Annotated in this window: 13 protein-coding genes and 1 tRNA gene; 10 read left to right on the top strand and 4 right to left on the bottom strand. The window is 65.5% G+C overall.

Going from position 1 to position 12,789, the window contains the following annotated elements; genetic code table 11:
* Positions 1 to 9 precede the first annotated feature (9 nt).
* The 3 genes from GQ56_RS0101715 to GQ56_RS0101705 all read left to right on the top strand — a co-directional run bounded on the left by GQ56_RS0101715 (position 10) and on the right by GQ56_RS0101705 (position 2,727).
* Positions 10 to 669, top strand: a complete 660-nt coding sequence (locus GQ56_RS0101715) for a HugZ family pyridoxamine 5'-phosphate oxidase (RefSeq protein ID WP_031396995.1) — start codon at positions 10 to 12, stop codon at positions 667 to 669.
* A 366-nt stretch (positions 670 to 1,035) separates the two neighbouring features.
* Positions 1,036 to 1,329 carry an H-NS histone family protein gene (locus GQ56_RS0101710; protein WP_006491875.1) on the top strand — a complete coding sequence of 98 codons (294 nt, stop codon included), beginning with the start codon at positions 1,036 to 1,038 and terminating at the stop codon, positions 1,327 to 1,329.
* A gap of 240 nt (positions 1,330 to 1,569) precedes the next feature.
* Positions 1,570 to 2,727, top strand: a complete 1,158-nt coding sequence (locus tag GQ56_RS0101705) for a cation diffusion facilitator family transporter (protein WP_031396994.1) — start codon at positions 1,570 to 1,572, stop codon at positions 2,725 to 2,727.
* Positions 2,728 to 2,769: 42 nt separating this feature from the next.
* On the opposite strand, the gene GQ56_RS0101700 is transcribed toward GQ56_RS0101705, so the two are convergent.
* The 3 genes from GQ56_RS0101700 to GQ56_RS0101690 all read right to left on the bottom strand — a co-directional run bounded on the left by GQ56_RS0101700 (position 2,770) and on the right by GQ56_RS0101690 (position 4,620).
* Complete coding sequence (locus GQ56_RS0101700; protein WP_011882933.1) at positions 2,770 to 3,240, bottom strand: Lrp/AsnC family transcriptional regulator; 471 nt, start codon at positions 3,238 to 3,240, stop codon at positions 2,770 to 2,772.
* Positions 3,241 to 3,319: 79 nt separating this feature from the next.
* Positions 3,320 to 3,979: a 3'-5' exonuclease family protein gene (locus tag GQ56_RS0101695; RefSeq protein ID WP_031396993.1), complete on the bottom strand. Its 660-nt coding sequence runs from the start codon at positions 3,977 to 3,979 to the stop codon at positions 3,320 to 3,322.
* The gene (locus tag GQ56_RS0101690) at positions 3,976 to 4,620 is read right to left on the bottom strand and encodes an MBL fold metallo-hydrolase (RefSeq protein ID WP_031396992.1); all 645 of its coding nucleotides are present in this window, start codon (positions 4,618 to 4,620) and stop codon (positions 3,976 to 3,978) included. Before GQ56_RS0101690 ends, GQ56_RS0101695 begins: the two co-directional genes overlap by 4 nt.
* Positions 4,621 to 5,276: 656 nt before the next feature.
* Between GQ56_RS0101690 and GQ56_RS0101685 the strand changes: the two genes are divergently transcribed.
* Positions 5,277 to 5,888: a septal ring lytic transglycosylase RlpA family protein gene (locus tag GQ56_RS0101685; RefSeq protein WP_031396991.1), complete on the top strand. Its 612-nt coding sequence runs from the start codon at positions 5,277 to 5,279 to the stop codon at positions 5,886 to 5,888.
* A 113-nt stretch (positions 5,889 to 6,001) separates the two neighbouring features.
* Here the strand turns inward: GQ56_RS0101685 and rsmI are convergent, their stop codons facing one another.
* Entirely contained in the window at positions 6,002 to 6,883 is an 882-nt protein-coding gene (rsmI, locus tag GQ56_RS0101680; protein WP_031396990.1) for a 16S rRNA (cytidine(1402)-2'-O)-methyltransferase, read from the bottom strand.
* A 46-nt stretch (positions 6,884 to 6,929) separates the two neighbouring features.
* On the opposite strand from rsmI, the gene GQ56_RS0101675 reads away from it, so the two are divergent.
* The 6 genes from GQ56_RS0101675 (at position 6,930) to GQ56_RS0101650 (ending at position 12,682) form a co-directional block, all read left to right on the top strand.
* Entirely contained in the window at positions 6,930 to 7,358 is a 429-nt protein-coding gene (locus tag GQ56_RS0101675; protein WP_031396989.1) for a YraN family protein, read from the top strand.
* A 126-nt stretch (positions 7,359 to 7,484) separates the two neighbouring features.
* A complete protein-coding gene (locus GQ56_RS0101670; RefSeq protein WP_031396988.1) occupies positions 7,485 to 8,069 on the top strand; it encodes an SIS domain-containing protein in 585 nt (194 codons plus the stop codon).
* 17 nt (positions 8,070 to 8,086) lie between these two features.
* On the top strand, positions 8,087 to 8,887 hold the full coding sequence (locus GQ56_RS0101665; protein WP_031396987.1) for a BON domain-containing protein: 801 nt from the start codon (positions 8,087 to 8,089) through the stop codon (positions 8,885 to 8,887).
* Positions 8,884 to 9,246, top strand: coding sequence for a c-type cytochrome (locus tag GQ56_RS0101660; RefSeq protein ID WP_031396986.1), 363 nt, complete (start codon positions 8,884 to 8,886; stop codon positions 9,244 to 9,246). Before GQ56_RS0101665 ends, GQ56_RS0101660 begins: the two co-directional genes overlap by 4 nt.
* 65 nt (positions 9,247 to 9,311) lie before the next feature.
* Positions 9,312 to 9,387: transfer RNA gene (locus GQ56_RS0101655), tRNA-Ala, on the top strand.
* Between the two features lie 508 nt (positions 9,388 to 9,895).
* Positions 9,896 to 12,682, top strand: a complete 2,787-nt coding sequence (locus tag GQ56_RS0101650; protein WP_052007122.1) for a type VI secretion system Vgr family protein — start codon at positions 9,896 to 9,898, stop codon at positions 12,680 to 12,682.
* Positions 12,683 to 12,789 lie beyond the last annotated feature (107 nt).

The raw sequence follows: 12,789 nt of genomic DNA, 5'->3' as shown, positions 1-12,789 counted from the left end.
GGAGTCCTCTTGAACATCGATCCCGCCTTCGCCCTGAATCTGCTGCACCGCTGCGCGCTCGGCACGCTCGCCACCCATGCGCGCGATCCGCAGGGCTACCCGTATCCGACGGTCGTTCCGTTTGCACCGGATGCAAGCCATCGGCCCGTGATCCTCGTGAGCGGTCTCGCCGAGCACACGCGCAATCTCGCCGCCGATCCGCGGGCGGGCTTCCTCGTCGTCGACGCGCCCGGCGGCGACGTGCTGAATGCCGAGCGCGCGACGCTGCTCGGGCGGTTCGTGCCGCTCGGCAACGATCCGCACGTCACCGCGCGCTACCTGCGTTACGAGCCCGACGCCGCGCGTTATCTCGCGCTCGGCGATTTCACGTTCTGGGCGCTCGATATCGAGCGGTTGCGCTATATCGGCGGTTTCGGGCGCATGGGCTGGGTCGACGGCATGCATCTCGATACGCTGCCGCCGCTTACCCTCGACGAGGAGCAGGCATTGTGGAACGCATACGATGCCGGCGAGGCCTGCCGCGGCGGGCTCGAATTGCTCGGCGTCGATCGCCACGGCGCCGACTGGCGCTGTGACGGCCGCCGTGTTCGCACGCCGTTCGATGCGCCGGCGGCCGATGCCGGTGGATTGCGCGAACGGCTGATCGCATGCGCGCGGGATGTGACGTGACGTCGCGGGCGCCGGCTTGTCCGGGTTTGTCCGTTCGGCACTGCCGCGCCGATGGATTTACGGAAAGCTGTCGTCCGATGAAAGCTTTGATTTTCTCGAATGCAGGGTAATTGCGTATGTTGATAGGCCTAATAGGCAATCGCTAATGTCCTAATCTCTGTGTAGGAAGGTAAAAATTTGAGAAAAGGCCGTGAGCGGTCAAAATGACGTGTGGCAATTACATTTGATCTCGGTATTTTCGCGGGTCTCGCTTCAATCAAATCTTTTCTGTGCTAATCTCTGCCTTCGAAAATCCGAGGCACATATATTTCATGAATGGTGAGCTGGCTGCAGACCGGCGCCATTGGTCAGATAGAAAGGGAAACTATGTCTTCTTACAAGGACCTGCTGGCCCAGCGGGAGAAGCTGGAGAAGCAAATCGAAGAAGCGAAGTCGCGTGAATACGCTGAAGTGCTGAATGACGTGAAGCAGAAAATTGCCGACTACGGCTTTTCGCTCGCCGAACTCGGTCTCAGCCGCGCGAAGGCAGGTAAGGTCGGCCGTCCGCGTGCGGGCGTTGCCGCGAAATACCGCGATCCGGAAACGGGCGCAACGTGGTCGGGTCGTGGCAAGCCGCCGCGCTGGATCGCTGGCAAGAACCGCGAACAGTTTGCGATTTAAACATTTGTTTAAATTGTCTGTGCTTCAAAAGAGCCGCGTATCCGTCGAGGAGCGCGGCTTTTTTGTTTCCGGCGGCGGCCGCATGCATTGTCTCGTCATGAAAATGTAAGCGTGCGGTGTGAATGGAAATGCGACCCGTTCGCATAAGCGATTGATTTAAATAAGAAATTTGTGGGTATTGGCAGGGTTTGCGGGGTGCGCTTGATAGAATTGCGTACCGCCACCGATATCTCATATTTCATGTCCATTTTTTCCGGCGACCCGCAGAGCACTGATAAGCACGCGGTTGCGCGCAAGAGTACGTTCGTCAGTATTGTGCTGAATGTCGTGCTTGCGACATTTCAGATCGTCGTCGGCGTGATTGCGCATTCGCAGGCATTGATTGCTGACGGTGTGCACTCGATATCCGATTTGATCTCGGATTTTGTCGTGCTGGTTGCGAATCGGCATAGCGGCGCATCGCCGGACGCCGATCACAATTACGGACATAGCCGCTACGAAACCGTCGCGTCGCTGTTTCTCGGTGCGATCCTGATCGCTGTCGGCGTCGGCATGCTGTGGCGGGCCGGCGACCGCCTCGTCAACCTGGGACACATCCCGGCCGTCCATTTTTCCGCGCTGCTGGTCGCACTGACGGTGCTCGTGTCGAAAGAGGCGCTGTTCCGCTACATGCTGCGCGAGGCGCGGCGCGTCCGCTCGGCGCTGCTGGTCGCGAACGCATGGCATGCGCGCTCGGATGCCGCATCGTCGCTCGTCGTCGCGATCGGCATCGTCGGCAGCCTGGCCGGCGTGCGGCTGCTCGACCCGATCGCGGCGGCGATCGTCGGCTTCATGGTCGCGCGCATGGGCTGGACCTTCGGCTATGACGCGCTGCAGGACCTCTCCGACCGCGCGCTCGATACGACCGATGCGACCGAGATCCGCGCGCTGCTCGCGGCGACGCCGGGCGTGCGCGACGTACACGACCTGCGCACGCGCAAGATGGGGGACGCCGCGCTCGTCGACGCGCATATCCTCGTCGACCCGAAGATTTCCGTCTCCGAAGGGCACTACATCGCCGAGACCGCGCGTGCGCGCGTGCTGTCCGACCGGCGCGTGCTCGATGCGCTGATCCATGTCGACCCCGAGAACGACGCGGCGCGCCGTCCGGCGCTCGCGTTGCCGCCGCGCGGCGAGATCGTGGCGCGGCTCGAGGCCGCGCTCGCGCAGCGCGGGCTGCATGCGGCGGCGATCGACCTGCATTACCTGAGTACGGGGCTCGAGATCGACGTGACGCTGGCCGGCGATCCGCACGACACCGATGCGGCGCTGGCCGGCCGGCTCGACGCCGATGCGCTGCGGCGCGAGTTTGGCGCGCACCGGATCGGCTTCACGCGCACGATGCCCGTGCAGGCGTGAGCGGCCGCCGGCCACGGCGGCGCGTTCGCGCGCGGCCGTGCGTTACAGCGGCAATTGCGTGTCGAACTTGATCTCGCGCAGCACGACGCTCGTGCGCACCTGCGACACGGCCGGGATCTTGAAGATGCGCTCGTGCAGGAACACGTCGTAGGCCTTGATGTCCGGCGCGACGATCTTGAGGATGTAATCGGCCTCGCCGGTCGTGCTGTAGCACTCGGTGACTTCCGGGCAGGTCGAGATCTCGCGCTCGAACTGCTCGACGCCGCCTTCGTTGTGCCGGGTCAGGTGGACATGCGCGAGCGCGCAGACGTGCAGGCCGAGCTTCTCGCGATCGAGCAGCGCCGTGTAGCGCTGGATCACGCCCGATTGCTCCATGTCCTTGATGCGGCGCCAGCATGGCGTACTCGACAGGCCGACCTGGTCGGAGATTTCCTGTACGGAACGGCGCGCGTCGAGCTGCAACAGGCGAAGGATTTTTTGCGAAAAGGAATCGAGCGTCACCTGCGCCTCCATGCGGCAACTACAACACGCTGAATGTTAGAGGGCCGGGGAAGGAAAGGCAATCTGGAGTCGCAATGTTGAGCGGGATTCGCTAATTTGTTCGCGGATCCGTGGCAATTTGTCCTGCCTCCGTGGGCTCCGACCGATCGATGTCCGACACGGCGAGGCCCGCGAGCGCGGCCTGCTGGCGACGCAGGTCGGCGAGCATGTTGCAGAACAGCGCGCCTTGCTCGATCGCATCGTCGAGCGCGACATGCGTGTGCGGATGGTCGTCGAACCAGTGCTTCGGAAAGCGCGGCTTGATCGCCTTGCGGTACGGCAGGCCCGTCATCGCGAACGCGAGCGTCTTGATGTCGAGCGCCGACCACGAGAACGGGCACCGCCCCGCGAACCGCATCATGTACCAGAACATGAACGTGAAATCGAAGCCGGCGGGCATCGCGACGAACACCGGCTTGCCGGGCAGCGCCTCGACCCACTCGACGTACGCGACCAGCGCCGCCTCGGGCGCCTGCAGGTCGCGCCGGCAGGCGGCCCATGCGTCGGGCTCGGTCTTCCACCATGCGGCCTGTACCGGATGCGCCTGCGCGCCGGGCAGCGTGTCGAGGTTGGCCGAGAACGTCGCGATCAGTTGCTTGTCCTCGGTGTAGGCGGCCGACGCGAAGCTCAGCATCGAGTGCGGGCCGGGAATCGGGCCGTCGGCCTCCACATCGGTGCTGACGTAGATTTCCGGAATGGCGGTCTGGTTCATCCGAATACCTTGTCGGACACGAACGGGTTCGTGCGGCGCTCGTCGCCGAATGTCGAGACGGGGCCGTGGCCCGGCACGAACGTGACGTCGTCGCCGAGCGGCCACAGCTTTTCCTTGATCGAGCGGACGAGATCCGCGTGATTGCCGCGCGGGAAATCGGTGCGGCCGATCGAGCCCGCGAACAGCACGTCGCCGACGATCGCGATGCGGTGCGCACGGCTGAAGAAGACGACGTGGCCGGGCGTGTGGCCCGGGCAGTGATAGACCTCGAGCGTCTCGTCGCCGAACTGCACGGTGTCGCCGTCGTTCAGCCAATGGTCCGGCTCGAAGGTTTCGGCGGCCGGAAAGCCGAAGCGCTCGCTCTGCATCGGCAGCTTCTCGATCCAGAAGCGCTCCTCTTCCTGCGGCCCCTCGATCGGCACGCCGTAGTGCGTCGCGAGTGTCTTTGCGCCCGCGCAGTGATCGATGTGCCCGTGCGTGAGCAGCACCTTCTCGACCTGCACGTTCTGCCGCGCGACTTCCTGTTCGATCCGGTCGAGATCGCCGCCCGGATCGACGACGGCGGCGCGCCCCGTCTTCTCGCAGACGAGCAGCGAGCAGTTCTGCTGGAACGGCGTGACCGGAATGAGCGTGACTTTCATGGGAACACCGGCGGCTAAAAGGAGCGATTGTACCGGTCGCGCGGGCCGGTTGCCGTGCGCGCGACGCGCGTCGCGATGTCAGGGTGCGGGCATTCCCGGAGCATGTCGATTGTTACGTCCATAGTGAGAATCAATGGTCCTCGGGGGGTGCTTTTCGGGACGACCTTTTGATTTATGTATAATGCGGCCCATTGCGCGTGAGATTCACGCCATTCGCTGGTGTTTCGGCCCCGTTTAAAGGGGCGTCGGAAACACCGTCAAGCATCAGCCGCCGGGGAGTCCGGCGGTGTATCCAGCACCGAGCATTCGGTGCTCACGTCTTGTCCGGCCGGGTGCTGCGCGCCCGCCTGCGGCCTTGCTGCCGCGCCGCCGGATGAGGCCTGTGCCGCCGTTCCTGTGCGTTGGTCGTATCGACGCGCGCGAACGTGAAGTCATGTTCGATGGCGGCATGCGGGGTCTGGTCAGGCTGTTGGGGACAGGTTGCGCCAGACGTGAAAACTAATCAGGACGGTTGCGGCCTAGACGAAAGCCGCGCCCATGCTAGCCGCCTGCTCATCGCCGAGCGGGGCGTGCACGCATTTGCCGTCCGGGCCGCATGTCTGCGTTGTCTAGCAGCGTTGTGAAGGAAGCGGCCCGAACCAGAAGGCGACACGTCGATGAATTTACGATTTCCGAGTCGACTCGGGACCATTGCATTGTTTTTTGCGCTGACGGGTTGTGCGGTGCCATCCAGCCAGACCACCAGCAGCGCGGACCAGAAGAAAGCGGCCGACAGGACGGCCGCTGCCGCGAAGGCGGACGACAACAAGCAGTCACTCAATTTCGATTCCGCACTGGCGTCGATGCCGGCCGCCGACAGCAAGGACGCGAAGAAGGCGTCGCTGGCGGACGCCGAGCCGATCGACGGCAAGGACGTATCCGACTTCCGTCAGACGGGCCGCGCGTCGTGGTACGGGCGCGATTTCCACGGCCGTCGCACCGCGAACGGCGAGCGCTTCAACATGAACGCGTTCACCGCCGCGCACCGCACGCTGCCGCTGTCGTCGTACATCCGGGTGACGAACGCGTCGACCGGCAAGTGGGTCGTCGTGAAGGTCAACGATCGCGGGCCGTTCAAGCGCGGCCGCGTGCTCGACCTGTCATATGCGGCCGCCAAGGTGATCGGCCTCGTGCACGCCGGCACGGGGCGCGTGAAGATCGAGGGGCTGTCGCCGCAGGAAGCGCGCGAGGCGCGTGACGAAATGCTGGCGTCGGTCTCGACGAAGTAACGCCGAATCACGCATCGCGCATCACGCGGCGCCGACCGATGATGCAGAAGGGCTGCCCGAGGGCAGCCCTTTGTCTTTCCCGGCACGGTGCGGTGCAGGCACCGCGCCGCGCGTCAGCTTTCTTCCTTCAACGCCAGCGCACGCGCATACAGCGTGCTGCGCGATGCGCCCGTCAATGCGGCCGCGAGTTTGGCCGCGCTCTTCACCGGCACTTCTTCCAGCAACAGCTTGAGCAGCGCGTCGTGCGCCGTGTCGTCGGCTTCGCCGCTCGTCGCCGGCGCGCCTTCGACGACCAGCACGAACTCGCCGCGCTGCCGGTTCGCGTCGCCGGCGAGCCAGATCTGTCCTTCGGCCAGGGTGCCCTGGAACAACTGCTCATGTAGCTTGGTGAGCTCGCGCGCGATCAGCAGCCGGCGCGCGGGCCCGAATGCATCGGCGAGCGCGGCGACGGTTTCGGCGATCCGGTGCGGCGCTTCGTAGAACACCAATGCATACGGGTGCGACACCAGCGCCTGCAGCGCGGTCGCGCGCTGCTTCGTCTTGGGCGGCAGGAAGCCCGCAAACGTGAATGCGCCGGCCCAGTCGCCGGCCACGCTCAGCGCGGTCACGGCGGCGCTCGCGCCCGGCAGCGGGATCACCGTGAAGCCGGCGTTGCGCACCGCGTCGACGAGCCGTGCGCCGGGGTCCGAGATGCCGGGCGTGCCGGCGTCCGATACGTAGGCCACGCGTTCGCCGCCGCGCAGCAGCTCGATCACGCGTTGCGCGGCTTCGCGTTCGTTGTGCTCGTGCACGGCGACCAGCGGCTTCGAGATCCCGTAGCGGGCGAGCAGCTGGCCCGTGTTGCGGGTGTCTTCGGCGGCGATGCGGTCGGCGAGGCCGAGTACATGGAGTGCGCGCAGCGTGATGTCGGCGGTGTTGCCGATCGGCGTGGCGACCACGTAGAGCGCGGCGCTCGGGTAGTGCTGCGTATGCGCGAGTTCGAGGAGGGCAGTCATGGCAGGCAATGCGCGCAATCGCGGCGCAAGCGGAACAAGGACGGCATTGTGCCACGCGGCGCCGGTCGGGCCGGACGCCGGGCGCGGTTTGCCGCGCGCGGGCGACAACTTTTCCGGTGCGGCGCGATCCAAACCCGTCGGCGCGGCGTTCGAGCAGCGTGCCCGGCAGTTTCTCGAGCGTCGCGGCCTTGTGTTCGTCGCGGCGAACGTGACGATGCGCGGCGGCGAGCTCGATCTCGTGATGCGCGAGCCCGACGGCATGCTCGTGTTCGTCGAGGTGCGCGCACGGCGCAGCACCCGGCACGGCGGCGCGGCCGCGAGCGTCGGCTGGCGCAAGCGGCGGCGCCTGGTAGCCGCGGCGCTGCGGTTCTGGGCGCGGGATGGCGGCGGTGCCGCTTGCCGCTTCGACGTCGTCGCGTTCGAGGCCGGGCGGCTCGTGTGGCTGCGCGACGCATTTCGTGCCGACGATGCGTAGCCGAGAGCTGTGACGAGTTGTAAAGAGTTCTTGCCGCACCCCCGGAGAGGGTGCCGGAGTACGGTAAACTCGCCGCACCCACGATGTCGCGCGATGCGTGCCACGCGCCCAGTTCACCAGGAATCGATGTCAGTCGAACGTATTCAGCAACATTTCCACGACAGCGCCGCGCTTCATGCCGAAGCGGCCGACGCGCTGTCGCTGCCGATCGCAGCGGCGGTCGACGCGATGTTCGCCGCGCTGGCGAACGGCAACAAGATCGTCGCCTGCGGTGACGGCCCGTCGGCCGCTGCCGCGCACTACCTCGCCGTGTCGCTCGTCGGCGGCTTCGAGCGCGAGCGTCCGGGCCTGCCCGCGATCGCGCTGGCCACCGATGCGTCGCAGGGCGGTCTCGCGGGCATCGCATCCGCCGAGCAACTGTTCGCGCAGCAGGTGCGCGTGCTTGGCCAGACCGGCGACATCCTGCTGGTGCTCGATCCGGGCGGCGCGTCGCCGCGCGTGCTGGCGGCGATCGAAGAGGCGCACGAGCGCGAGATGACCGTCGTCGCGCTGACGGGCGGCAACGGCCATGCGGTCGCGGCCGCGCTGTCCGAAACCGATATCCCGATCAGCGTGCCCGCCGTTCGCGCGGCGCGCATCCACGAAGTCCATCTGCTGACCATCCACTGCCTGTGCGACGGCATCGACGCGATGCTGCTGGGTGAGGATTGAACGAAGGAGAGCCGTCGATGAATCAAAGCCGCGTCAAACAGACGCTCGTCAGGACCACGTTGCTCGCCGCGCTCACGGCGGGCCTCGCCGTGTCGCTGCAGGGTTGTGTGCTCGGGGTCGTGGGCGCAGCGGCCGGCGGCGGTGCGCTGATCGCGACCGATCGCCGCACGCTCGGCGCGCAGACGGAGGATCGCGAGATCCAGGTCAAGGCACTCTCGCAGATCAACAACGGGCTGCCCGACAAGTCGCACGTGAACGTGACGGTGTTCAACCGCCGTGTGCTGCTGACGGGCGAAGTGCCGAACGATGCGTCGAAACAGCGCGCCGAGGAAATCGTGCGCGCCATCAACAACGTGAACGGCATCGTCAACGAGCTGTCGGTCGAGCCGGCGTCGTCGCTGTCGTCGCGTGCGAACGACTCGTACCTCGAAGGGCGCGTGAAATCCGAGCTGATCGCGACGAAGGGCATCTCGGCGAACTACTACAAGGTTGTCAGCGAGCGCGGCAACCTTTACCTGATGGGCCTGGTGACGGTCGACGAGGGCAATCGCGGTGCGGAAGCCGCCAGCCAGGTGCCGGGCGTCGAGAAGGTCGTGAAGGTATTCCAGTACGTGAAGCCGCAGGATGCGCAGGCGCTGCAGGCCGCGTCGTCCGCGAGCGGCGCGTCCGGAGCGCAGGCTGTCGCCGCGCCGACGGATGGCGCGACGGTGGGCGCCGTGCCCGACGCGTCGGTGCAGTCCACGCCGTTGCAGTCGCCCGCACCGATTTCGAATTCGTCCAGCGTGCACCCGGGCAACCCGAAGGCGCCGTCGCAATGAAGAGCATTCAGATGAAGCAGATGAAACAATGGATGGCGCAGGGCGCCGCGGTCGCGGTGCTCGTGGCCGGTACGCTGGGCGTCGCGCATGCGGACGTCGGCGACGGCCTGAAGGTCGCGCGCGGCAACGCCTGCATGGGCTGCCATGCGGTCGACCGCAAGCTGGTCGGCCCGTCGTTCAAGGATATTGCCGCCCGCTACAAGGCCGATCCGCAGGCCGTGGCCAAGCTGTCGAAGAAGGTGAAGGACGGCGGCTCCGGCGTCTGGGGGGCGATTCCGATGCCCGCGCATCCGCGCATGAGCGACGCCGACGTCCGTTCGGTGGTCGAATGGGTGCTGGCCGGCGCGCCGTCGAAGTGACGCGCGCGGGGTGTGTAACCCCTATTGCCAAGCGCGGAAATGCGTGTGTATGATGATTGACTGTTGGGGCGGTAGCTCAGCTGGGAGAGCGTCGCGTTCGCAATGCGAAGGTCGGGAGTTCGATCCTCCTCCGCTCCACCAACGGAATTCGAAAGGCTCGTCCTCCTGAGACAGGAAGGATAGTGTTGCACTGGGCGCGAAGTGACATGCTCGTTCACAAAGTGCAACAAAATGCAGCCTGATGCTTCACAAACAAAAAGCCGGCCTCGAGCCGGCTTTTTGCTTTTTGTTCGACATCGGTGGTGCTCGCACGTCACACGGATGCCGGCCATCCAGCCTGCCCGGGTTGCTTGACGGCGGCCGTCCCTGCGGCCGAAATGCCAGTGGTCAATTGCCAGTCGATCATTCGCTGATCCCGTTCTTTTTCACGATCGCGGCGCCAGTGCCTTGTTCGCCGCACTCAGAATTCCGTCAACTCAACGCTTGTCAGATTGTGTCGGCAAGCGGCCTGGACGTTCGTCGGACGCCGGATCGCTCCCGCAAGTTTGATATCCTCGCTGTCACAAATCGGTAGTGTGACCGTGCCGTGCCGTGGCGCGAGTCGCAAAGCCGAATTCAATACGTTTACAACAATATTGAGAGAACGGCAGTGTCGATAAGCGAAACAATAAGCAGCTTCGCGGCAGGGGTGGTCGACTGGAATCGTCGGCCTGTCGCCTTGAATTTCGGCAAGGCGCAAGGCGCGTTGGGGCACTTGCTTGCGCTGCAGCACGCGCACGTGCACGAAGGGCTGATGACCGGCATTCGCGGGCATCTGACCTGCGTGTCGCCCCGCCACAACCTGTCGCCGAGGCTATTCCTCGGCGTCCCCGTCTCGATCCGGCTCGTCACCGATCGGGGCCGGTTGCACTTCGTCAACGCGATCGTCCAGGATGTGCAGATCGGCCAGAGCGACGGTGAGCTGTGCGTGTACCAGCTCACGGTGTGCGACGCCCTGTCTTTGATGGACAAACGCACGAATTCCCGTGTATTCCGCCAGAGCAACGTAGTCGACATCCTCACGACATTGTTCGGCGAATGGCGTCAGCGTAGCCCGGCGCTGGCTGCGGCCTTCGAATTCGACCTGTCCGGCTTGAGTCGCGACCGGTATCCGGCGCGTGAGCTGACCCGCCAGGTCAATGAGTCCGATGCGAACTTCGTGCGCCGCCTGTTGAGGCGCGAAGGCATCACGGTGTTTGCCAAGGCCGGTCCGGTCAAGGGAGCGGGGAGCGGCCAGGACGACACGCCGGTGCATACGCTCGTGTGTTGCGACGACCCGATGTCGTTGCCCGAAGCGCCGGCCGGCACGGTCCGACTGCATCCGCGCGACGCCGCCACCGAGGAGCGCGACACCGTTACGCTGTTCGCACTGCATCAGCGGCTCGCGCCGGGCCAGGTCGGGCGTCCGTCGTGGGATTACAAGAAGGCGCGTATCGACGAGTCGGTGGTCGCGTCGAGCCTCAACCAGGGCGAGGCCGGCAACGACCTGGCGCAGCTGCTCACCGACGTCGCGATCGACATCCCCCATGCGGGCGACTCATGGAACGATCACGAGCGCCTCACGCGCGTCCGGATGCTCGCGCATCAGTTTGAAGCCGAGCGTTACGACGGCGTGAGCAGCGTGCGCGATCTGGCCGTCGGGGCGTGGATCACCCTGACCGGAGATCCCGAATGGGACATGCAGTCCTCCGACCAGCGGCAGCTCGTGATCACGTCGATCGACCACGACATCTGGAACAATTTGCCGAAGGGGTTGACCGACCGTGTCCAGGCGCTGTTTGCCGCGAGCCGGCACCTCGCCTATCCGGCGCCATTGCAGCCGCCGGCGTCGGCGGCAACCGAAGCCGATACGCGCTACGAAAATCAGTTCACCTGTGTGCGGCGTGGCGTACCGCTGACGCCGGCGTACGATCCCAAGGTCGATCTGCCGCCCGTGCACCTGTTGACCGGCACGATCGTCGGCCAGCAAGGCGAGGAAGTGTTTTGCGATGCCGACGGCCGCGTTCGCGTTCGGATCCATGGCCTCGATCCGGCGGACCATGCACATGCCCAAGGGGCGGGCACGAACGACAATGCCGGCGACAGCGCACCGATCCGTGTCGGAGCGAGTCTCGCGGGCGGCAGCTTCGGGGCGCTGTTTTTGCCGCGAGTCGGCATGGAGGTATTGATCGGCAGCCTCGGCGGCGATCCGGACCGCCTGGTCATCATCAACGTGCTGAGCAACGGCGTGAATCCCCCGGCGGCCTTCACCCACATCGGCAACCTTCCCGGCAACCGCTACGTGTCGGGGATCAAGACCAAGGAAATCAAGGGGCGCCGATATAACCAGCTGCGTCTCGACGATACCCCGGGACAAATATCCAGTCAGTTGGCGAGCGAGCACGCGTATTCCCAGCTGAATCTAGGGTACCTGACGCAACCCCGCCAGGACGGCCGAGGTCAGGATCGTGGCGAGGGTGCGGAATTGCGCACCGACGCGGCAGCCGCATTGCGGGCCGCGCAGGGCATTCTCCTGACGACCTACGCACGCTCGCAGGCGAGCGGCGGTCAGCTCGATCGTGACGAGTTGCTGCGGCTGCTCGGCGAGTGCACGGACCTGTTCAAGTCGCTGGGCGACTACGCCGGTCAGCATGGCGGTCAGGCGAGCGACACGACGGGCCAGCAGGCGGTCGCCGCGGCGTTCAAGGGCTGGGCACCCGGCGGCGGTGGCGCGTCGGACGCCGGAACCGGTGGTGCGGCCGGGTCGCAAGCGCTGATGGCGTTCGGCGCGCAAGCCGGCTCGGTTGCAATCACGCCGAAGACCCACGTGACATACGCCGGCGAGAACATCGACCAGGTCGCGCAGCAACACGTGCAACTGACCAGCGGCCAGCACATCACGCTGCACGGTGGCCGCGGCGTCGCGATGTTCGCGCACAGCGATGGCGTTTCGGCGATTGCGAATCAGGGCAAGGTGACGCTGCAGAGCCAGAACGACGACACGCAGATCGATTCCGCGAAGAACATTCAGTTCACGGCGGCCGGCGGCAAGCTAGCGGGCATGGCGAGCGACGAGGTGGTTCTCACGACGTCCGGTGGCGCCTACCTGAAACTGCACGGCAACGATATCGAACTGGGGTGCCCCGGCACGTTCACGGTGAAGTCCGCCGGGCACTCGTGGCAGGGGCCGGCGAGCATGAGCACGGACATGCCGAAGTTCGATCATGCCCCACTCGGGCGCGTGCCCAAGCTCGTGCGGGCGACCGACGGGCAGGCCGTGGAAGGCATGCAGGCGGAGATCACGAAAGCATCGGGCGAAGTGGTGAAGGGGCAATCCGACGCCGCGGGCAAGCTTGCTCCCATCCAGAGCAACCAGTTCGAACCATTCGTCGTGAATTTCTTCAAGAACAAGAATTGACCGGGGATGGCAATCATCATGGCAGATACAGCCAATACCGCACCGGCCAATCCGGTCGCACCTGAAAACAATGCGTCGGCGCAAGCCGCGGCGAACGAGGGCGGCGG

The organism is Burkholderia paludis (assembly GCF_000732615.1).
In the GTDB taxonomy this organism is placed as follows: Bacteria; Pseudomonadota; Gammaproteobacteria; order Burkholderiales; family Burkholderiaceae; genus Burkholderia; species Burkholderia paludis.
Note: the sequence above shows the minus strand (reverse complement) of the source record. Positions and strands in the feature narration are given on the sequence as shown.